The organism is Methylobacterium sp. E-046 (assembly GCF_022829625.1).
Lineage (GTDB): Bacteria > Pseudomonadota > Alphaproteobacteria > Rhizobiales > Beijerinckiaceae > Methylobacterium > Methylobacterium longum.
This window is the reverse complement of sequence record NZ_JAKSYP010000093.1, coordinates 30,477-51,274: the sequence shown is the minus strand read 5'-3', so window position 1 is coordinate 51,274 and position 20,798 is coordinate 30,477. Positions and strand designations below refer to the sequence as shown.

Annotated in this window: 24 protein-coding genes; 21 read left to right on the top strand and 3 right to left on the bottom strand. The window is 66.5% G+C overall.

What is annotated here, in order from left to right; all coding sequences use genetic code 11:
- Positions 1–56: 56 nt before the first annotated feature.
- From MKK82_RS09010 to MKK82_RS09000, 3 genes are all read right to left on the bottom strand, one after another.
- Positions 57–866: a phage antirepressor KilAC domain-containing protein gene (locus tag MKK82_RS09010; RefSeq protein ID WP_243985379.1), complete on the bottom strand. Its 810-nt coding sequence runs from the start codon at positions 864–866 to the stop codon at positions 57–59.
- 166 nt (positions 867–1,032) lie between these two features.
- Positions 1,033–1,872: a helix-turn-helix domain-containing protein gene (locus tag MKK82_RS09005; RefSeq protein WP_243985378.1), complete on the bottom strand. Its 840-nt coding sequence runs from the start codon at positions 1,870–1,872 to the stop codon at positions 1,033–1,035.
- 294 nt (positions 1,873–2,166) lie between these two features.
- Positions 2,167–2,382, bottom strand: a complete 216-nt coding sequence (locus tag MKK82_RS09000) for a hypothetical protein (protein ID WP_243985377.1) — start codon at positions 2,380–2,382, stop codon at positions 2,167–2,169.
- A 427-nt stretch (positions 2,383–2,809) separates the two neighbouring features.
- Here MKK82_RS09000 and MKK82_RS08995 point away from each other — a divergent pair, with 427 nt between their 5' ends.
- From MKK82_RS08995 to MKK82_RS08895, 21 genes are all read left to right on the top strand, one after another.
- Positions 2,810–3,172, top strand: coding sequence for a hypothetical protein (locus tag MKK82_RS08995; protein ID WP_243985376.1), 363 nt, complete (start codon positions 2,810–2,812; stop codon positions 3,170–3,172).
- A gap of 386 nt (positions 3,173–3,558) precedes the next feature.
- Positions 3,559–4,071: a hypothetical protein gene (locus MKK82_RS08990; protein ID WP_243985374.1), complete on the top strand. Its 513-nt coding sequence runs from the start codon at positions 3,559–3,561 to the stop codon at positions 4,069–4,071.
- Positions 4,072–4,708: 637 nt separating this feature from the next.
- Positions 4,709–6,187 carry a DEAD/DEAH box helicase gene (locus MKK82_RS08985; protein ID WP_243985372.1) on the top strand — a complete coding sequence of 493 codons (1,479 nt, stop codon included), beginning with the start codon at positions 4,709–4,711 and terminating at the stop codon, positions 6,185–6,187.
- Positions 6,168–7,097 carry a toprim domain-containing protein gene (locus MKK82_RS08980; protein ID WP_243985371.1) on the top strand — a complete coding sequence of 310 codons (930 nt, stop codon included), beginning with the start codon at positions 6,168–6,170 and terminating at the stop codon, positions 7,095–7,097. Before MKK82_RS08985 ends, MKK82_RS08980 begins: the two co-directional genes overlap by 20 nt.
- Entirely contained in the window at positions 7,094–7,801 is a 708-nt protein-coding gene (locus MKK82_RS08975; protein WP_243985370.1) for a transcription termination/antitermination protein NusG, read from the top strand. The genes MKK82_RS08980 and MKK82_RS08975 overlap by 4 nt, the downstream gene beginning before the upstream one ends.
- Positions 7,802–8,059: 258 nt before the next feature.
- Positions 8,060–8,299 carry a hypothetical protein gene (locus MKK82_RS08970; protein ID WP_243985369.1) on the top strand — a complete coding sequence of 80 codons (240 nt, stop codon included), beginning with the start codon at positions 8,060–8,062 and terminating at the stop codon, positions 8,297–8,299.
- Positions 8,300–8,573: 274 nt separating this feature from the next.
- The gene (locus tag MKK82_RS08965) at positions 8,574–9,215 is read left to right on the top strand and encodes a hypothetical protein (protein ID WP_243985368.1); all 642 of its coding nucleotides are present in this window, start codon (positions 8,574–8,576) and stop codon (positions 9,213–9,215) included.
- Between the two features lie 34 nt (positions 9,216–9,249).
- The gene (locus MKK82_RS08960) at positions 9,250–11,238 is read left to right on the top strand and encodes a phage terminase large subunit family protein (RefSeq protein ID WP_243985367.1); all 1,989 of its coding nucleotides are present in this window, start codon (positions 9,250–9,252) and stop codon (positions 11,236–11,238) included.
- A 7-nt stretch (positions 11,239–11,245) separates the two neighbouring features.
- The gene (locus tag MKK82_RS08955; protein WP_243985366.1) at positions 11,246–11,497 is read left to right on the top strand and encodes a phage head-tail joining protein; all 252 of its coding nucleotides are present in this window, start codon (positions 11,246–11,248) and stop codon (positions 11,495–11,497) included.
- A gap of 68 nt (positions 11,498–11,565) precedes the next feature.
- A complete protein-coding gene (locus MKK82_RS08950) occupies positions 11,566–13,107 on the top strand; it encodes a phage portal protein (RefSeq protein WP_243985394.1) in 1,542 nt (513 codons plus the stop codon).
- Complete coding sequence (locus MKK82_RS08945; protein ID WP_243985360.1) at positions 13,104–14,003, top strand: S49 family peptidase; 900 nt, start codon at positions 13,104–13,106, stop codon at positions 14,001–14,003. Before MKK82_RS08950 ends, MKK82_RS08945 begins: the two co-directional genes overlap by 4 nt.
- A 33-nt stretch (positions 14,004–14,036) precedes the next feature.
- Positions 14,037–14,621 carry a hypothetical protein gene (locus MKK82_RS08940; RefSeq protein ID WP_243985359.1) on the top strand — a complete coding sequence of 195 codons (585 nt, stop codon included), beginning with the start codon at positions 14,037–14,039 and terminating at the stop codon, positions 14,619–14,621.
- A 2-nt stretch (positions 14,622–14,623) separates the two neighbouring features.
- The gene (locus MKK82_RS08935) at positions 14,624–15,004 is read left to right on the top strand and encodes a head decoration protein (RefSeq protein WP_243985358.1); all 381 of its coding nucleotides are present in this window, start codon (positions 14,624–14,626) and stop codon (positions 15,002–15,004) included.
- 4 nt (positions 15,005–15,008) lie between these two features.
- Positions 15,009–16,064: a major capsid protein gene (locus MKK82_RS08930; RefSeq protein ID WP_243985356.1), complete on the top strand. Its 1,056-nt coding sequence runs from the start codon at positions 15,009–15,011 to the stop codon at positions 16,062–16,064.
- Positions 16,065–16,075: 11 nt separating this feature from the next.
- Positions 16,076–16,339 carry a hypothetical protein gene (locus tag MKK82_RS08925; RefSeq protein ID WP_243985354.1) on the top strand — a complete coding sequence of 88 codons (264 nt, stop codon included), beginning with the start codon at positions 16,076–16,078 and terminating at the stop codon, positions 16,337–16,339.
- Between the two features lie 5 nt (positions 16,340–16,344).
- A complete protein-coding gene (locus tag MKK82_RS08920; RefSeq protein ID WP_243985353.1) occupies positions 16,345–16,755 on the top strand; it encodes a hypothetical protein in 411 nt (136 codons plus the stop codon).
- Positions 16,752–17,516: a hypothetical protein gene (locus tag MKK82_RS08915; protein WP_243985351.1), complete on the top strand. Its 765-nt coding sequence runs from the start codon at positions 16,752–16,754 to the stop codon at positions 17,514–17,516. The genes MKK82_RS08920 and MKK82_RS08915 overlap by 4 nt, the downstream gene beginning before the upstream one ends.
- The gene (locus MKK82_RS08910; protein WP_243985349.1) at positions 17,516–17,800 is read left to right on the top strand and encodes a hypothetical protein; all 285 of its coding nucleotides are present in this window, start codon (positions 17,516–17,518) and stop codon (positions 17,798–17,800) included. The genes MKK82_RS08915 and MKK82_RS08910 overlap by 1 nt, the downstream gene beginning before the upstream one ends.
- Positions 17,801–17,851: 51 nt before the next feature.
- On the top strand, positions 17,852–19,414 hold the full coding sequence (locus MKK82_RS08905) for a phage tail sheath subtilisin-like domain-containing protein (protein WP_243985347.1): 1,563 nt from the start codon (positions 17,852–17,854) through the stop codon (positions 19,412–19,414).
- Between the two features lie 71 nt (positions 19,415–19,485).
- Positions 19,486–19,857 (top strand): phage tail tube protein, encoded by a 372-nt coding sequence (locus MKK82_RS08900; protein WP_243985346.1) that lies wholly within the window; start codon positions 19,486–19,488, stop codon positions 19,855–19,857.
- Between the two features lie 534 nt (positions 19,858–20,391).
- Positions 20,392–20,781 carry a hypothetical protein gene (locus tag MKK82_RS08895; protein ID WP_243985345.1) on the top strand — a complete coding sequence of 130 codons (390 nt, stop codon included), beginning with the start codon at positions 20,392–20,394 and terminating at the stop codon, positions 20,779–20,781.
- The last annotated feature ends 17 nt before the right edge of the window (positions 20,782–20,798 follow it).

The following is a 20,798-nucleotide window of genomic DNA, read 5'->3' as shown; positions in this document are numbered from 1 at the left end:
CCCTCGCCGACCGCTGAACTTCCAGGGAGGACGGTTGGCGGGGGCCGGAGGTAAACTCAGTGATGGCGGCCGAACGAGGTCGCCCCGAACAAGTCTCGGCTCACATCGAGATTGACGCCGAGCTTTTGCGCCAAGATTGTCAGCCCCTTAGGTGTGACGAAAATTTGGACATCTGTTCTGCCTTCGCCGGCGGAAACAATCTTCTGGTCGAGCAGCCCGGCGTTAAGCCGATCCTGCCTAGCCGCGAGACGGCCGGTTGCACGACGAAAGCACCACCCGATCTCTGTGAGGTATGGTCCGATCTGCTTTGGACCCATGCGCAACGCCTTCGCGGCATCGCTGGGCAGGATCAGACCCTCAGTGTCCGCAATGCGATCAAGCGCGGCCGCCTTCGGGGCGGCAATGGCGAGCGTACCTTCGGCCGTCTCGGCCCGGTGGGCCAACTCGCGGTTCACTTCGATAAGTTGCGTCGCGATGACGGCCAGTTGACCCGGGTCACGAACGTTGATGGTGCTCGACGGCACTGCGATCTGGCCACGCCGGTAGGCTGACCAAAGCCGGATCAGCATGGCTCGCACGGCCGGGGCATTCGGCGCTCGGCTCAGCGTCGCGGTGCAGAGCGCCTGCTCTTCGGTGAGGTAGAAGGTATCGGAGGGCCGGCCGCCCTGCGGACCGGGGTTTACACGCACCGAATGCAAACCCCCGAAGGCCTCGATCTCGGCTCGGTTGGCCTCAATCACCTGACGGATGTTTGTCGGGCGGGCTAGGCCGAGCCGCTGACCGAGATCAGCGTCTAGGACGCGCGCCTCTCCGTCACGTTGATGCAGCGGTACTTCGGCGACGATCGGGAGGGACGAGGCAGCCATAGCTTAGGCCCGCCCGTAACGGTGATGGCCGATGCCCCATGCAGCGCATGCGGCCAGAAACGGTCCCAGAATGCAGAGGTGATGCGCGAGCATTTGCGGCCTCTCGCCTAAAGCGGTAAGCCATCCTCTGCTAGTTGCAGAGGCGTGTCAATGCATTTCGCAGAGATCAGCCGCGGCGGTGTTTCTCTAGCGCTTCGTCTGCGCGCGCGGCGATCGCCCCGTCGCGATCCCAATCGAATTTGTTTGAGTCAATCGCTTCGCCCACGTTGATATTGATCGTGTCGCCAAGCACTCCGCGCGCCATCTCCATGAGTTTTTCACTGTGTAATGCCATAATATCGAGCATTGATTTTACTGCAATATTCGGAAGTATCATCCCAACAATTGATGCAGAAACAATTACGCAGTCATGCATAAAGTCACCATTGCCAGTCTCAATATCACATACCCCATTGCCCTTATGCTTATGTATAAAATATAAAAACACTTTATTATCCGGCAGCCTGCAGAAACATAGCTCCTTTTCGTGTCGATCGGACAATGGAAAATAAGCATCCTCGCAGATCAAATGCCAACCCTTCCGCGCAAAATTTCTTACATTATTGCCGACAACTGCTACATCGGCACAGTCTTCTGGAAAATAGCTCATCCTCAAAACAAAATCCTTATCATTTTCTGCAGGTGAAGTATCGAGCTCCCCGTCCGGTAGGGCTCCAACATTTCCGAGCTTCCAAACGCAGAAAATCTCCGTCGGATCGCTGGGAATTAGCGATCCCGTTCCCTCCAAAAGCCAAGCAGTATCAACTCCGAAAATACGCGCATAACGAATGTACTCTTCTCTCTTGAACCCTCGGTTTCCGTTTTCATGCCCCGAGTACGTGCCGTAGGGGACATTTAATCGACGCGCCGCTTCCGCCGCAGATTTGTACCCTGCTCGTAGGCGCGCTTGGCGCAGGCGTTCGTGCGGCTCACTCATGTCTGCTTTATGCATGATTGGGCTCTGCATGTCGCAGAGATTTTGCTTGACCACACACCTATGCATAAGGCAGAGAGATGGTATGGTCTCCGCACGCGAAATTATCGATGCCTTTGGATATGCGTCGTTGGCGCGCGTCTTAGGCTGCCCGGCAGGAACCGTAAGCTCGTGGCGGTCTAGAAACACCATTCCGCAGCCGTATTGGCGTCAGATTGAGGCTGAGGCTCTACGTCGTCGGCTCGCACACATCTCGTATGCGACACTTGAAGGTACGGCCAAGCCGATTCGCCGGAGGAGTGCAGTACTTGAGCGCGAGGCGCACGTCTAATGCGTCTCCAGCCTCATCAAGTCTCCGCTGATCGCACCGAGCATTCCGGCTGCCTCCGACCCACCGCTGACGCGGCTCAGCCTGTCAAATCGGTTGGCCAGCCTCTGCAAGGCGGGATCCTGATCAACAGTCGGGATCAGGGCGACGATCTCCTGCAGTATCACCGCCAGGACTTCGCTCAACCTAGCGGGCGTCAGCACGGTCGGCGCCACCGGCGCAGTCCTCGGGAGACCTAGCGTGCGGCTTGGCGACTGGATGCGGGCCGAAGGGCTGACCGATGCCGATGTAGCGGCTGTAGCCGGAATCTCAGCCGAGGCCGTGCGGAAACTGCGCTTCGGCGTGCGAGGGGCTTCAGCTCGCGTCGCCGGGCACATCCACCGGCTGTCTGCGGGAAGCGTACCCCCGAGTGAACTCGTCGCCATGAGGCGGCGGGCGGCCTCCCTTGCGGGGGAGACCTGCCCGTGACTGCAACCACCATCAGAACCGCCGACTTGCCGCGCGCTGACGCCTGCCAGCTTCCTGCGCCCGGCCTGTCCGACGATGCTGTTTCTCTGCTTGCCCACAACGAAGCTCCTTTCGACGCCGATCACTCTGGCTCGGAAGGATTGGGACGTGTCCCAAAACTGTTGGGAGGCGCGCGTGTCGACGCTCGCGTTTGAGGTTTCCGACGGCCTGAAGGCCTTGGCCGGTCCGCCCGTGGAGGGCGACCGCGTCAAAGCTAGGATCGCCCGTGCGGCCCGAGCTGCGGGCTTACCGTACTGGCGGACCTTCGACCTTTGGTACGGCAAGGCCCGGCGCATCGACGCCCATGAGGCCGATGCCATCAGAACGGCTCGCGCCAAGCGGGCAGAAAGTGCCAGCAATGAGCTTACGGCCCTTGCGTCCGACTTTGAGGCTCTTGCGGAACGCCTCGCCGCGCTGGCTGCGCACAGTTCTCGGGAAGAGTCTGACCGCGCTCGGCTTCTCGCTGGCCGAGTTCGGCGCCTGGCTGCGGGAGAATGACGAATGACGTCCCCTGATCCCGACGATTATCAGTTCGATGTGCCGCCGATCGCCACGGTCGACCGGCTGGCCTCTTGGTACCGAGACCAAGCATGCTCAGCCGAAGGGATGGCCATCGCTCTCGACGCCCAGGACATGGCTATACCCGCTGAGGCGAACCGTAGGCGGGCAAAGGCCTACCGAGCGACTGTCGCCTGCCTGGAGTGCCTGCGAGAGCGCTGCTGCCAGCCCGAGGCCGAATTCACGGGGCACTTAACGCCGAAGACTAGGCCCAAGGCCCAAGTCCGCGCACCGCCCTGATCTGACGCGCCGTAGCGGCGCCTGACGCCACCACAATTCGAACCCTTTCACCGGCCGCGCACAGCGGTTTCCGGAGCGGTATCGCTATGCGCAAGTCCAGACCCGGCCTGGGTGCCGAAGAAGAGCTGTATGCCAACGCTGATAAGGCATTGCGGACCTTGCGGGAAGATCTTTTGCGCAAGGCCCAAGCTTCAAACGACTACGAAATGGTCGTGGAGTTCGGCGAGATGCTGTGCCGCTACGGTTCAAGCTCGATCGCCAAAGCTGAGGCCGCAAAGCCTCGTCCTGTCGAATTATACCGCCTGTATCCGCATCAGGTGCCAGATTATCCGAACAGCAACAGCTGGGTCGACGTCCTCACATGGAGCGTGGCCGTGATGGGCACGGATGACGACGATTTCAAATTTACAGCCAGCTTGCTTAGCCATGCCGCCGGCAGAAATGGGCTGACCGAAAAGCAGATCAAATTCGCAAAGCGAGTTGTGGACCGCGTCATGGCCCTTTGGATGGCCGGAACCTTGGAGTGCCAGCAACAACGCGCCAGCGCGCCTCTGGAGGCCAATCAGCTGCACTCCATGGAGATGGAGGGCCACGCCTGATGGCCCGGATTAGAACGATCAAACCCGAGTTCCCGCAGGATGAGAAGATCGGCACCCTGTCGCGGGATGCCCGGCTTCTGTTCATTCAGCTTTGGACCATCGTCGATGATGCGGGGAGGACTCGCGCGGCCTCGCTGTCCCTCGCTGGAAGTTTGTTCCCATACGACGAGGATGCGCGAGGCCTCATCGAGGTGTGGCTGCAAGAACTCGAACAAGGCGGGTTCATCCGCCGTTACAAGGTCAACGGAAACTCGTATCTCGACATACCTAAGTGGTTAAACCATCAAAAGATTGATCGTCCGTCTCCTTCGAAATTCCCTGGTTTTGAGGAAGCCGACGCCCCGACGATCGACGAGCCATCGCGAGCAATCGCGAGCCCTTGCGATCATTCGATGCTGGAGTATGGATCAAAGACCTTGGACCCTGGACCTAGGACCAGGGAACAGATCCAAGCCGCGACTGACGGTTCGGGGGGGACCACCCACGCACACGTAGGCGCAGGCACACCCGCACACGTAGGCGCACACACACGCGAGGGGCGCCCGCCGGCCGACGCTGGCCCGCCCCCGCCCCCCGATCCTGCGGCTTGGCCTGACAACGCCCCTCTCGGTCGCGACGCTGCCGCGGGAGGCGCCCGATGAGCCGGGAACTCCGCCCCCACCAGGTCCGGATTATCGACCGGCTGCGGCAGTCGCTGTCGACCGGACACCGTCGGCCGATGCTTCAGGCACCCACCGGGTTCGGCAAGACCGTCGTGGCCGCGGCGATCGTGAAGGGCGCCCTCGCCAAGGGCAACCGGGTGCTGTTCGTGGTCCCTGCCCTGTCGCTGATCGACCAGACCGTGCGGTCGTTCTGGGCTGAAGGGATCACCGAGGTCGGCGTGATCCAAGGCAGCCATCCGAAAACCGACGCGACACGGCCGGTCCAGGTCGCCTCGATCCAGACGCCGCAGCGCCGGGCCATTCCCCGGTTCGATATCGTCGTCATCGACGAGGCGCATCGCTGGTTCGAGATGATCGGCCCGTGGATGGCCGATCCGTCCTGGGCAAAGGTGCCGTTCGTTGGGCTGTCGGCGACGCCGTGGACCAAAGGCCTCGGCAAACACTACGACGATCTGGTCTCCGTGATCTCGACGGCCGAACTGATCGAAGCGGGCTACCTCTCGCCGTTCCGGGTCTACGCTCCCTCGCACCCCGACCTGTCGGGCGTCCGCACGGTGGCCGGCGACTTTCACGAGGGTGATCTCGGCGAGGCGATGAACCAAGTCGCGCTGGTGGCCGATGTCGTCGAGACCTGGCTCAAGCACGGCGAGCGGCGGCCGACATTCGCTTTCGCCGTCGATCGCGCCCACGCCAAACACATCCAGGCGCAGTTCGAGGCTGCCGAGGTGCGGTGCGGCTACATCGACGCTTTCACCAAGCCAGCGGAACGAGAGGCATTGTTCCGGCAGTTCACGGCCTGCGAGCTGCAGGTCATCGCGTCGGTCGGATGCCTCACCACCGGTGTGGATCTCGACGTTCGGTGCATCATCCTCGCCCGGCCCACGAAGTCCGAGATGCTGTTCGTGCAGATCATCGGCCGTGGGCTACGGACGGCCCCGGGTAAGGCCGATTGTCTAATCCTCGACCATTCCGACACGCATTCGCGGCTCGGATTTGTCACAGACATTTCGAGAGCCAAACTCGACGATGGTCGCGAGCGTCAGAAGGCCGACCCCCGTGAACGCAAGGAGGCACTGCCGAAGGAGTGTCCCTCGTGCAAATTCCTGCGCCCGGCGAAGGTGCTGAAGTGCCCGTCTTGCGGGTTCAAACCCGAAAAGCAGTCCGAGATCGAGTGCGAGGACGGCGATCTCGTAGAGATGACGCCCGCTCGAGCCCGCGCCGGAGTGGCCGAGAAGGAATCGCTGTTCGGCCAGCTTCGGCACTATGCGAAAACCCGCGGCTACAACGACGGCTGGGCGGCCCACAAATTCAAGGAGCTGACCGGCGTCTGGCCGGATCGCTACCACAACGCCAAGCCCGTCCAGCCCACGCCGTTCATCCTTTCGTGGATCAAATCCCGCCAGATCGCCTGGGTGAAGGGCAAGGGGAAGTCGCATGCGCACGCCGCTCGCTGAACGGGCGCTTGGTCGCTGGACGGGCTTGCTGCCGATGCTGGGCGTCGACAGCAGGTTCCTGACGCCGAAGCAGGGGCCGTGCCCGATGTGTGGGGGCAAGACCCGGTTCCGATACGACGACAAGGGCGGCCGTGGGACGTGGATCTGCAACTCGTGTGGTGCCGGCGACGGCGCACAGCTCGCCATGCGGGTCACCGGTATGAGCTTTCGGGACATCGCCGAGCGCTTGGATCCTATCATCGGCGAAGCCCCGCCGGTGCCCGCCAAGGCCGAGCGGTCCATCGAGGACTGCCGGGCTGGCTTGAATCGGCTGTGGCGTTCGGCATCACCCGTGCGGCCCGACGATCCGGTCGGGCGGTATCTCCGGCAGCGCGTCGGGCTGACGAACGTACCTGACTGCCTTCGGACCGCGGCCCGGCTGCGCTACCAGGACGACACGCCGTCGTTCCACCCCGGCATGTTGGCAATGGTTCGGGATGCAGACGGTAATGCCGCGACGCTCCACCGGACGTTTTTGACCCATGACGGTCGGAAGGCCGATGTCGCCGCGCCCCGGAGGCTGATGCCTGGGACGATTCCTCCCGGATCCGCGGTCCGCTTGTTCGAGATCGGCAGCACGTTGGGAATCGCCGAGGGGATTGAGACCGCGTTGGCCGCCGCTTCTCTGTTCGGCGTCCCGGTATGGGCGGCGGTGAACGCCTCACAGCTCGCCAAGTGGGTGCCGCCGGCCGAGGCCAGCGAGATCATCGTGTTCGGTGACGCCGATGCCGCCTACGTCGGTCAGGCCGCTGCCTACGCCCTCGCGCATCGGCTGGCCCGGAAGGACCGCACCGTCACGGTGAAGCTCCCTGACCGTGTCGGCATGGACTGGAACGACGTCCTCCTCAAACAGATGCAGGTCGAAGCATGAGCAAACCGGGCAAGAAGCAGCGCGAGCGCGAGCGTCGTCAGCGTCGGGCCGAGCGTCGAGCGGCACAGCGGTCTCATGGGACGGCTCCAACCATGGGGGCGGCTGTAGGGCCTTCGGCCGCCGATCCCGTGCGGGGCACCACGTCGAACTTCATCGACCCCAACCTGCGCTGGCACATGATCCGGACGGCGCCATTGCTCGGTCCGCTGGGACGGCGATGCCTCGATGATGCGCTCAAGCAGCGCGAGGTGCGAGCGTTCCGGCCACGGGCCAGCGAGATCGTGGTCCGCCGCGGCCGTCGGGTCGTGCGGCATACGCCCCTGCTGGTGAAGACCGTGATCGTGGGTGTGCGAGATCAGGATCACCTCGATGCGGTGGTGAACCTGCCGGGCGTCGCTGAGGCCGTGACCTACAGCGCGATCGACACTGAGAACGCGGGTAACATCCCCGGCTTGGTGCGGCGCGTGGCCCGCCTTGATCCGAAGGCACTCCAGCGTTTCTTCGATGCGGTAGCGGAGGGTGAGATCGTGAAGCCGGTTGGTGTCGAGGTCGGAAGCAACGTCGTCGTGATGGTGGGGCCGTTCGCTTCGTTTCCCGCGATCGTCGAGGCAATCATGCCCGGCGACCGCCTGAAGGTAGCGGTCAGCATCTTCGGTCGCCCATCTTCCGTGGAACTGGGTATTGCGGACGTGACGCTCGTGTAATATCTTCGCGTCGTTCGAGCCTATTGTCGCCGCTGTACTCCGCCCTCGGGCGTCGACGTTAAGCCGCGACGGAGACGGGTAAGACCGCTTCTCTGCAATGGCCGCGCAAGACTGGAACCGTGCACCAGCGGTGCACGATGAACGTTCTGCACACCATATTTTTGTTGCAGCGTAGCAGGTCGATCTCCAGTTCGATTACCTGAGGTTCAACGATTCGTACTTGGTCGCGGTGCTTCCCTCGCGGCACGAGGCTTTCCGATGCGCCTCCTCAATCCGATCTCTGGACCTGACGGCTGTGGCACGTGCCGGTTCTTCGTCGCCGCCACATCCACCGTGTCGATCGGCGACTGCCACATCGCCCGGCCCTCGCTGCAAGATGAGACGCTCCTCGGCATCTGGCCGCTCGTCCGGGCCAGCGACTACTGCGGTGAGTACGAGCGCCGCTACACCGAAGAGAGGCGCACCCTATGCCCTGCCGCTGCTCTGAGCGCCGCATAGCCGTAGGGAAGGCCATCCGCTCCACCCTGCGGGGCTCACCCAGTGCCATCGCTCCTGCTGCCCGCATGGTCGTCCGCACCACCGTGGAGGATGTCGAGGCCATGGCCCGGCGGATGGGCAGGAGGGTGACCCAGTCCTCCAGTGGCGGTCGATAGGTGAACCGTCTGCCATTCCCCGGCAGGTCGAGGGACCCTGCCGATCTGACCAGAATACGGGCTGTAGAGGCGCGGCCCCTTCCTAGCGCTGAGGGTCGAAAACCCGTGAACGGTGAACGGTGAACGCACCGAGTGAACGCCCTTCTGCCCTGACCCAGGCCGAGTTCGCGCGGCACCGCGGCGTCTCGAAGGCCGGGGTCACGAAGTGGAAGGGCCAAGGCCTGCTGGTCATGACCGCTGCCGGCCTCGTGGACGTTGAGGCCACCGAGTGGAACCTCGATCAGCGGCCGACGAGCTACCGGGGCGGCACGACGCACCGTCCGGTCCGAGCAGTCCCGAAGGACGAGCCGGATCCGCGTGAGTGCACCGAACGGAAGCGGCAGCCGGTGGGCATGATGGCGCCGACCAAGCCACGGCCGGCCGACCTCGAAGCCGAGCTCGACGGCTACGACCCCGATGCCCAGGACCTGCCGCTCAACGAGGCGGTGCGGCGCAAGGAGAACTTCCTCGGGCTGTTCCGGAGGCAGGAGGTCCTGAAGAACGACCGCCGCCTCGTGGACCGCGCCGCGGCCGAAGCGCTGTTCTTCGACACCGCCCGCGAGTTGCGGGACGCGTGGCTCGCTTGGCCGGCCCGGGTCGCGATTGAGATGGCCGACGAGCTGAAGATCGACGCGCGGACGCTGACGACGATCCTGACCGCCCATGTCCGCAAGCACATCGCCGAGCTCGGCGAGCCCGAACCAGACGCCAGCATCAGCTGACACCGCCAGCCTCGCCGCGTCGTGGCGGCGAGGGATGACGCCGCCCCCTGACCTGAACGTGGTCGAGTGGGCAGAGCGGTACCGGCGGCTCAGTCGCGAGTCCTCGAATGGCGGGCGCTTCGTCGTCTCGCGCGTCGAGGTGGCCAGGGGCCCGATGCTGTGGGCGACCGAGCCGGGCGTGCGCACCATCACGCTGATGGCATGCACGCAGCTGCTGAAAACGACCGTGATCGAGAACATCCTCGGGCGGTTCATCCACCTCGACCCGTGCCCGATCCTGGCGTTGTTCCCGAAGGACGACGCGGCGGAGACGTTCTCGAAGGACCGGCTCGCGCCGATGATCCGCGACACCAAGGTGCTGCGCGATCTGTTCGGCGACGCCAAGGCAACGGACGCCGGCGCCACCCTCGGGCACAAGCAGTTCGCGGGCGGCCACATCACCATGGTGGGGGGCAACAGCCCGACCAACTTGGCCATGCGGCCGATCCGGCTGCTGATGGCCGACGAGATCGACAAGCTCCCGGCCTCGGCCGGCAGTGAGGGGCCGCCGATCGATCTCGCCGTGGAGCGGCAAGCCGAGTTCGAGGCGAACGCCCTGACCGTGCTGGCCTGCTCACCGACCATCGCCGGGCGCAGCGCGATCGAGACGAGCTACGAGGAAAGCGACCAGCGCCGCGCCTACGTGCGCTGCCCCCACCCCGGTTGCAGCACTTGGCAGCCGCTGGAATGGGATCGGGTCAAGTTCGACAAGGATGCGCAGGACCGGATCCTGCCCGAGACGGCGCGGTACGAGTGCGCCTCGTGCGAGCGGCCCTGGACCGAGGCCCAGCGCCTCGTGGCGCTGCGGAAGGTGGAGTGGCGGCAGACCCGACCATTCACCTGCTGCGGCGAGCATCAGACGCCGGATCACTGGGGGCCGGAGGCGCATGGGGTGCGGCGCGCATTGTGCGCGCACTGCGGCACCGAAGCGGTCTCGAACGAGCATGCCGGCGGCGTGGCCTCTAAGCTCTACGCGCCCAAGCAGACGATCCAGAAGACGGTGGCCAAGTTCGCGCGGGCGCTGCGCCGGGGGCCCGGGGCCTTGCTCACGTTCTTCAACACCCAGCTGGCCCGCACCTGGAAGGAGGGTGCGGACACCCCGGAATGGCAGGACGTCTACGCGCGCCGGGACAGCTACCTGAGCGGCACGGTCTCGCGCGGGGCGCTGATCCTGTTCGGCGGCGCGGACGTCCAGAAGGATCGGATCGAGGTCAGCGTCTGGGGCTTCGGTCGGAACCGCGAGCGCTGGCTGATCGAGCATCGGGTGCTGCCGGGCGATACCGGGCGGGCGCCGGTCTGGGCCGACCTCGCGGCCATGTTCGACGAAACTTGGGAGCACGAGACCGGCACGCCGATGGCGGTCCGGGACTGGGGTATCGACTCGGGCGCCTTCACCGCTGAGGTCTACGCCTTCGTTCGCTCCCAGGCCGGTCGTGGCAATGTCCACGCGGTCGACGGCTCGGACAGCTACGCAGGCGCCTTCCTCGGAGTGGGCGCCAAGGACGCGAACGCCACGGGCAAGAAGCTCCGGCGCGGCCTGAAGACGGTCCGCATCGGCGTCTCGTTCGCCAAGCAGGAGCTGATGGGCTGCCTCGCGCTGCACCGCCCGCCGGGCGGCGAGGCGTTCCCGGCAGGCTTCGTCCACCTGCCGCGCGACGTGCCCGAGGATGGGGTGAAGCAGCTCACGGCCGAGGAACTGGTGGTGAGCACGAACCGCGGCCGCACGCGGCGCGAGTGGGTGCCGATCGGCGGCCGTCGCAACGAGTGGCTGGACTGCGCGAACTACGCCCGCGGGCTGGCCGCCATGCGCGGCTGGGACCGCTGGCGCGAGGTGCACTGGCGGGATCTGGAAGCGCTGCTCGGCATCGAGCGGCAGCAACCCGCCGAGGTCACCGTGCCGCCGGTGGTCGCCGCGAACACGCTGGCGGCCCGGGATCAGCAGCGGCGCTCCGTCCGACGCAGCCGTGTCACGAATCGTCGGTGAGGCCGTGATGATCGACCAACGCATCGCGCTGCTGGCTGCCTTGAAGGCGCAGCTCATCTCCCTCGACGGTGCCATGGCCAGCGGCGTCCTCACCTTGGAGGATGCCGACACCGGGCGCATCACCTACCGGACCTACGCCGAGATGCGGCAGGCCCGCGCCGACCTGATGGCCCGGATCCGCGAGCTGGAGACGGAGCTGAGCCCCGTCGTGCCGCGCCGGACGCGGCAGGTCGTGATGACCGGGCGCAGCGGGTGGTAGCGCAGCGCTCGACCTACGGTGCCCGCTTCCGCGTGAAGGGCACCACGCAGTACGTCGAGCCGGTCGCGATGGATCTGGACGGCGGTATCGCGGGTACGGCGGAGGCGCCGGCCTACGATATCGCCAACGGTCTCGGCCGTCGCTCGCGTACCTGGCGGGTCGGCAGCTACGGCCCGAACAGCGCGATCATCTACGCGCTCGACGATCTGCGCCGGAAAAGCCGGGATCAGGCCAGACGCAACGCCTACGCAGGCGCGGCCGTCGACCGTCTGACCTCGAACCTCGTCGGGACCGGCATCGTGCCGCGGAGCATGGCCGGCCGGCCGATCGAGGGTCTTTCGCAGGAAGCGGCCGAGCGGACTAAGAAGGAGGACGCGGCGTTCCGGGCGAAGGTCCAGGCGCTGTGGCTGGACTGGACCGATCAGGCCGACAGCGTCGGCGCCCACGATTTCTACGGCCTCCAGGCGCTCGCCGTGCGCGGCATGGTCGAGGGCGGCGAGACCTTCACGCGGCTGCGGACGCGCCGGCCCGAGGATGGCCTGCCGGTCCCGCTGCAGCTTCAGATCCTCGAGGGCGAGCACTGTCCTCACCTGAAGACGGACGCCACCGCGCGGGTTCGTCAGGGCGTCCAGTACGACGCCATCGGGAAGCGGTCCGGCTTCTGGCTCTACCGGGAGCACCCCGGTGATCTACTCCTGACCGCCGACGCGTTCGAGCTGGCCTTGGTGCCGGCCACGGACGTGTGCCACCTCTACCGGGCGCAGCGCACCGGACAAGATCGGGGCGAGCCGTGGTTGGCCCGCGCTCTCCGGACACTGTACGACCTCGACGGGTACCTCGACGCCGAGTTGGTGCGGAAGAAGAACGCCGCTCGCTTGGTCGGCTTCATCCGGCGCAAGGTCGAGGAAGAGGGTGGCCTGCCCGGTGGTGGCCCGCTCGGAAGCGATCCGCCCGACGAGGACGGCGCCGCGACGGTCGAGTTCGAGCCAGGCACCCTGCAGGTGCTGGCCGATGGGGAGGACATCACGTTCTCCCCGACGCCGGACGTCGGCCCAAACTTCGATGTGTTCGTGCGGGAATCGAAGCGCCAAGTCGCTGCCGCGCTCGGGCTCCTCTACGAGCTGCTGAGCGGCGACTACAGCCAGCTCAACGACCGAACGCTCCGGGCGGCGCTCAACGATTTCCGTCGCGCCGTCGAGGGATGGCAGCACCACTTGGTCGTGTTCCAGTTCTGTCGACCGATCTGGCAGCGATGGTTCGATCTCGCGCTGCTCTCCGGTGCGCTGGAGCTACCGCCGGGCATGAGCCGGGCCCAGGCCGTCGCCGTGAAGTGGATCCCGCAGGCGTGGCCGTACATCCACCCCGTGCAGGATGTGCAGGGTAAGGCGATGGAGGTTCAGGCGGGCTTCTCGTCGCGAACCCAGAAGGTCGCCGAGGGCGGATACGACGCCGAAGTCATCGACGCCGAGAACAAGGCCGACAACGATCGGGCCGACGATCTCGGCCTCGCGTACACCAGCGATGGCCGCAAGGCGACGAAGCTTGACGCCCCGCCCGACGACCCACCGGCCGATCCCACACCTGCCGACCCAAGCGGAGGCCAGCAATGACCGCAGCCCTTCGCGCGCTGTCTGCCGAGCCCTGGGCGATCCGCCCGGACTACCTGCACTTCATGGCCAGCCTCGCCAGCCTCGACCGAGACGGCCGCGCCGGTCGACGCTCCGCCGAGGGTGAGGACTGGTTCCGGCTGGACCTGCAAGCGGCAGCTGGGCCGACTGCACAGCGTCTCGACGGCGCCCGCTACACAATGGTGACCCGCGACGGCGTGGCGATCGTGCCCATTGTCGGCCCGATCTTCCCGCGGGCCAACATGATGACCGAGATGTCGGGGACCGGCACGTCGGCCGCCATGCTCGCCCGGGATCTCCAGATCGCCCGGGACAGCGCCGAGGTCGGGGCCATCATGCTGATGGTGGACAGCCCCGGCGGGTCGCCGACCGGCATCAATGCGCTGGCCGACCAGATCTATGCGATGCGCGGTGCCAAGCAGGTCCTGGCCCACGTCAGCGGCTCGGCGGCTTCGGCTGCCTACTGGCTGGTCGCATCGGCCGGCGAGATCGCGGTCGAGAAGACCGGCATCGTCGGTTCGATCGGCGTGGTGGCCGCGATCACCAAGCAGGTCGAGCCGAACGCCAACGGCGAGCTCGCCATCGAGATCGTCTCATCGAACGCACCCAACAAGCGGCCTGACCCCCAGACCGAGGAGGGTGAGGCCGAGATCCGCGCACTCCTGGACAGCATCGAGGGGCAGTTCATCGCCGACGTCGCTCGGGGCCGGAAGGTCACGGCCGCCAAGGTGAAGTCCGATTTCGGCGGCGGCGGCTCGAAAGTCGGTGCCGCGGCGGTCGCCGCCGGCATGGCCGACCGCGTCCAGACCTACGAGCGCAGCTACAGCCAGCTCGCCCGCACCGCCGCCAACGAGCGGACCGCCCGCGCTCGGCGCTGACCGAGCTAACCACTCACACCTCGGAGACCTGAGATGTCGAATACCCTCCCGGGTCTTCGCCGTGCCCGCACGGCGGCGTCCGCCCGCATGACCAAGCTCGCCACCGCCGCCCGCGGTCGTTCGATGACCGACGACGAACAGCACGACTTCGACGCCGCCGCCGGGGAGATCGCGTCCCTCGACGAGAAGATTGCCGCGGCCGAGGCCGAGGGCACGGAGGTCAAAGACAAGACCGTCAGCCGGGCCGACGCCGCCGAGATCGTCAAGCTGTGCGTCGATAGCGGCGTGCCGATGATGGCCTCCGCCATGCTGGCCGAGGGCATTAGTGTCGAGGACGCCAAGACTCGGGTGGCTGCCGCCGGCAAGGCCAAGGACCTCGTGGCGCTCGCCCGCCGCAAGGATGCGAACATCCCCGCCGACCTCGCCGCGACCATGCTTGCCGAGGGCAAGTCCGTCGAGGACATCCGCGCGGCCCTCTTCGACCGACTCGTGGCCGCCGAGGAGAAGACCTCGATCTCGTCCCACGTGCCCGCCGCCGACGGCAACGTCGGTCTCTCCTCATCCCGTGCGTCGATGCAGCGTGAGCTGAAGCGCGCCGGCCTCACCACGGGAGCCTGATCATGGCCCTTCTGGAAACCGCACCCGTTGCCTCCGACTGGCTCAAGTCCGAGGAGCCGTCGTTCCGCTCGCGTAGCACCGCGATCATCGCGTCCGGAGCCGGCAAGCTGAAGACCGGTCAGGTCCTTGGCAAGCTGTCTGCCTCGGGCAAGTTCGTGCCGAACGCCGCCTCTGGCGCCGATGGGTCGCAGACCTCGGTCGCCATCCTGCTCTTCCCCGTCGACGCGACTAGCGCCGACGCCCAGGCCGTCGTCGTCGATTGCGACGCGGTCGTGAGCCACGCCGGCCTGATCCACGGGCCTTCCGTCACCGATGCGACCAAGCGTGCGGCTGCCAATGCGCAGCTCGCCGCCGTGGGCATCAAGGTCCGTCAGGGAGCCTGACCCGATGCCCACGATCCTCGACATCTTCAACCAGGACGCCTTCTCGGCGGCAGCCCTCACGGGCAACATCACGATGGTGCCCAACACCTACGGGCGCATCAACGAGCTCGGCTTGTTCCGGCCCGAACCGATCCCGACGACGACCGGCGTGGTCATCATCGAGAACGGCGTGCTGAACCTGCTGCCGACCCGTCCGCGCGGCGGACCGCCGTCCCTCGGCACCCGCGGCAACCAGAAGCCGAAGCCGTTCTACGTGCCACACATCCCGCACGACGATGCGGTGCTGACCACGGACGTGCAGAACATGCTCGCCCTCGGCGCCGCCGGCACGGTGGGCCTAGAGTCCCTCCAGGGCTTCCTGGACCGCAAGCTGATCACGATGCGCCGCAAGCACGCGATCACGCTGGAGAACCTCCGGGTGGGCGCGCTGCGCGGCGTGATCCGAGACTACGACGGTTCGGTGATCCTGAATCTGTTCGACATGTTCGGCGTCACCGAGCAGGTCTTCGACTTCGCGCTCGGCACCGCTACGACCGACGTGCTCGGCAAGTGTCAGGACGTGACAGGCTTCATGGAGGACAACCTCCTGGGCGAAACCATGACTGGCGTGCACGCTCTGTGCTCTCCCGAGTGGTTCCGCAAGCTCACCGGACACGCGAAGGTCACCGAGGCCTTCAAGTACTACCAGTCCGGCCCGCAGATCCTGCGCGAGGACGTCCGCAAGGGCTTCACCTTCGGCGGCATCACCTTCGAGGAGTACCGTGGCGCGGCCTCGTACCTCCAAGAGGACGGCACGCGGACCGCGCCGCAGCGGTTTATTCCCGCCGGTGACGTGCGGTTCTTCCCGCTCGGGACCACCGACACCTTCACCAACTTCTGGGCTCCGCCCGACTTCATGGGCGAGGTCAATCAGGCGCCGGGCCTCGCCGACGCCGAGGTCTTCGTCGCCCCGCCCGAGCGCATGGAGTTCGGCAAGGGGATGAAGATCCACACCGAATCCAACCCACTCCCGCTCGTGAAGCGCCCCGCGCTTCTCGTGCGCGGCACCACCTCGAACTGACGGAGGCGATCATGCGGTTGCGCGAGAAGGGCAAGGACGAGATCGTGCATCTCGGCTGGGACGAGGCGCAGGCTGCGCTCCAGGCCGGCACGCACGTCGTGGCCGACGCCAGCGGCGAGGGCAGCGAGAAGGCGCACGAGGAGAGCGAGGGCGACGAGCCCGACCTCGACGGGATGACCCGGGCCGACCTCGACAAGCTCGCCGCCGAGCGCGGCGTCGACGTGTCCAAGGCCGGCAACAAGGCCGAGGTCATCGCGGCGCTGCGGGCCGCCTGAGCCCGATGTCCGCCTTCGATGAGCAGTGGTCGGCGGCGCTCCAGCGCCTCGACGCGTTCTTCGGAGAGGACTTCCTCCTGGAGCCGCTCGCCGTTCCGACGGTGAACGGCCGGCCCGACGTGAATGCGCGGGCGGTGACGGACGACACCCGCCCGCCGGTCCAGTTCCGGGCGACCTACCGCGACATCGGCTCGACCCAAAACGCGAAGGGCCGGGCCATGGCGGATAACACCACCCGGAAGATCGCCGCCGACGGCCCTCATCTGCGCCTGACCCCCCTGGCGAACGGCTTCCCGGGCCTCCAGGCCAACGACCGCGTCACCCGCCTCAAGACGGGTGAGCGGTTCCGCGCCGGCGTGCCGCTGTCGCGCGGCCGTGCCGGTCTTCAAGTCCCGCTGACCCCGATCACGCGATGACCCTGGCTCTTACCGCCCTGCGTCTCGCAGTGATCGAAGCGCTGAACTCGCACCCTGTCATCGACGCCCAGTGCCAGGGTCGGATCTACGACTCGCGCATCGGTAACTTCGACGACAAGGCTCCGGTCCCGGTCATCACCGTGGCGACTGAGGATCTGAGCGGTGAAGCCTGGAACCCGCAGAACGGCGGCGAGCCCTTCAACGACTCGTGCAACCTCGTCCTCGACATCGGGATGGCGCAGTTCGTCGAGGACGGGGACGACCAGTACATCTTCCGGCCCGAGACGGATGGTGAGCAGGAAGCGGCGCTCAACCTGCTCGCCCAGTGCGCCGAGTGGATCCTCACCACGGGCATGACGCACCCGCGAGCCCGGCAGAAGACTGCGGCCGGCCGCCTCCTGCTCACTGCTGTCACCCGGCGGGTCTCGAAGCGCGACCTGCAGCGCTTCTCGCCCGACGACGGTGGCGAGCGGCTCGCCATCCACATGCTCACCTTCCGCGTGGAGCTGAAGGGCGAGGACGTCGAGACCTATGCGCTTCCGGCCGGCCCGTTCGGCGCCCTGCCGGATCCGTTGCTCACCGTGGCCCAGGCCATGGCCGAGGGATCGACTGGATACCGGACGTGCCTGGCCATCGCCCAGGATCTCGCCCGGGCGATCGTGCCCGCCACCACCCCGCCATCGCAGCCCGTCGTCGTGCCTGACCAGGCGCCCGGCACGCTGCCGACCGAAGTCTCCGTCAACCTTCCGCAGGTGCCCTGATGCGCAAGCTCGTCAAGCCCGCCGACGCCGGCGCCTCGATCCCGGATCCCGTCCGCCGCAACGACCTCCCGTCCGGCTGGTCCGAGGTCGAGTGGTCCGTGCACTGGGCCCGGCTGGAGGCCCGCGGCGACATCAAGGTGAAGGACGTCCCCGTGGAGGACGAGGCCGACACCAAGGCGCCGAGGAAGGCCGCGGCCGAAGCGGACGCCGGCAAGAACCCGCAGGCCGATCCGCCGAAGGCCGCTACGAGCGGCGCCCCGGCCGGCCGCGCCACCGCCCCGTAATCCCCTCACGGGACCGCCCTGCGGCTCCCTCTCACGCTGGAGATCCCGCCGATGCCCCAGGGCCCCGTCGCCTTCGAGAACACGCCGGCCGATGTGCTCGTGCCGGCCTTCATGGTCGAGTTCAACGCCGGCCCGCCGAACTACTCCGGCACCTCGCGCCAGGTCATCCTCGGCCGCGCGTTGACCGGCTCGCCCGCGGCTCTCCGCGCCTTGCCGATCAACGTCGGCGGCCAGAACCCGAACGCCCTGTGCGGCCTCGGCTCGATGGGTGCAGAGCAGATCCTGTACGCCCGCCAGCAGAACCCGCTCGGCGAGATGCTGTTCGTGGATGCGACGCCGGCGGTCGGCGCCAACCCGGCGGCCTCGGCGGGCGCGCTCGCCTTCGCCGGTACGGCAACCGCGACCGGCACGATCACGCGCTACCTCGGCGGTGAGCGTTACGACGTGAACGTGGCCATCGGCGACACGGCCGCGACCGTGGCCGCCGCCTTCGTGGCGCGCTTCGCTCAGGGCTACACCAAGTTCAACGTGCGCATGCTGGCGCCGGTGGGCGCGGCGGTGAAGACCGGCGGCACACCGACCGCCACCGAGGTGACGCTGACGGCGCGCCACCCGGGCACGGAGACGAACGGCTGGCGCATCGAGGAGGGCCTCGACGGCGACGAGATGGAGGTGGCCGGCATCACGGTGACCATCACCCCGATGGCGGGCGGCACCGGCGACGTCGACATGGCCGCGGTGCTGGCGAAGCTCGGCGCGCAGAACGCCGACTGGATCTGCGGGCCGTACTCCTCGACCGCGCAGCTTAACGTCGTGCGCGACTTCCTCTCGGACGCCGGCTCCGGCCGCTCCGCGCCGCTGGTGGGCCTGCTGGGGCACTACACCACCCACAACCACGGCAACCTGTCGACGCAGACCACCTTCGGGCAGACCCGCAACGACCGGCACGTGACCGTCGCCGGAATCCACCAGTGGCCCCAGGCCGCCTGGTGCGTCTCGGCCTCGCTCGGTGGCGAGATCGCGTTCCTGAAGAACCTCGGGCGTTCGCTGGCCAACGCGATCGAGATCGCCCGGCCGATGCAGACCCGTGTGCTGCGCGGCCTGCGTCCGCCCAAGGATCCGAACGCGATCTTCGCCCAGGCGGACCGCGACAGCCTGCTGCGCAACGGCATCTCGACCTTCACGGTCACGGCCGACGGCCAGATGGCTTGCGACCGCATCGTGACCACCTACCGGGTCAACGCCTCCGGGCTGTCGGACCGGACCTGGCTCGACATTGAGGACGTGGCGATCGCGGCCTACGCCGCCCGCTACTTCCGGAACAAGATCGCGGGCACCTACCCGCGCTCGGCGCTGATGGAGGACAACCCGGCCAACCTGCAGGGTGTCGTCACGCCGATCGACCTGGAGCAGACCTCGGTCCACGCTGCGACCGACCTGCACCGCGCCGGCATCATCCGCCAGCTCGACCTGTTCGTGGCCAACATCCGGATCTTCGCCGACTACGCCAACGATCGGGTGAACTACTACCTGCCGATTACGGCGGCGGCGCAGCTGCGGATCAACGCGGTCAACCAGACCAGCTACCTCGACCAGTCCGACCAGGGGATCTGAGGCCTCGGCCTCGCCCCACCCCGTCGCGGCCCGGCCGCTCCCCACCATCATCATCTTGAGGAAGGCCGGCCATGGATACCAAGGGCGGACGATACAGCGTGCGGATTGGCGGCCAGCGGTTCTCCGGCCGTGGCAAAGCCAGCATCAAGCCCGCGCAGGCGACCCCGAAGGCGGATCCGAACCGCGACGGTACCGCCTACCGGACGGTCGAGGCGAAGCTGGCTATGGTGTCGCTCAGCTTCGACCGCGGCAGCAAGACCGCCGCGATTTCCTGGACGTCCGACATGCTGCTGCGCGATGTCGACGTGACCTTCATCGAGGACGATGCGGGCCGGACCCACTACTTCACGTCGGGTTCCTGGGTCGGTGAGCCGGACATCGACACCGACACCGGCGAGGTCACCGGCATGTCGGTGGCGTCGGACCAGTATCGGGCGGTCTAATTCGAACCGCATCAGCCATTAGTTGGGGGCCAGACACTGATGACGGTGCCACCCCCATCCCGCCGGAACGACTGGCATTCGACATGAGCGATCTTCGACTCTGCTTCCGCCAGCTCGTCGCTGTCCGCAAGCGCCGCTTTATGGCAGCGCACTGCTAAGCGCCGCACCTCATCGGCGGAAATTCTGAGCGAGGCTGCGCCGGCTTCTGCCAGAAGATCGAAGTAGCCCGGGGACGGATAAGCCCCATCGAAGGACAAGCTGACGTGCCCAGGCCCTACTAAGCCTCTATCTCGGCAGCTCATAACGAATTCCTGAGCGAATGGATGCTTAAGGAAAACGTTCTCGCCACTTGGAGATCGGTGATCGTACCGGGCGCCGGTAGCCTGAACAACTTCGGCAGTCTGCACGTCGCACGGATCAGCCCGCGCGGCTCCGCAGCCGAGTAGAGACATCGCGACAACTACCACCACACGCATGTGAGCTTTCCTTCGCCAGAGCGACGGGAAGATAGGCCGCGCCCGGCCAGGAGCCACGATGCCCAACGCGATCGTTGTCCTCGACCAGAGGATTGTGGGCCACAAGGTCCACACCCAGTTGGAGTTCCGCGAGCCACGATGGGACGACTACACCTCGATCGGTGACCCCTACGTCTGGGCGCAGTCGCCCGAGGATCCGAATATGGTCCGGCCGGTGCCGCTTCCGGACCGGGTGAGAGACTACGCCGAGCGTCTCATCGTCGAAGGGCAGCAGGCTGGCGACCCTGCTTTGCTGTCTCAGCTTGGCATGAAGGACACGAAGCGCGTCGAGGGCGCGATCTGCGGTTTTTTCCTCGCCGTCGATCCAAGAGTGACCGCTGGCTCGACGGCGTCGCCGAATCCCTCGTCTTCGACCTCGAATGGGGACCCGACGCCGTCGGCCGCCTGACTTTCGCGCAGATGATC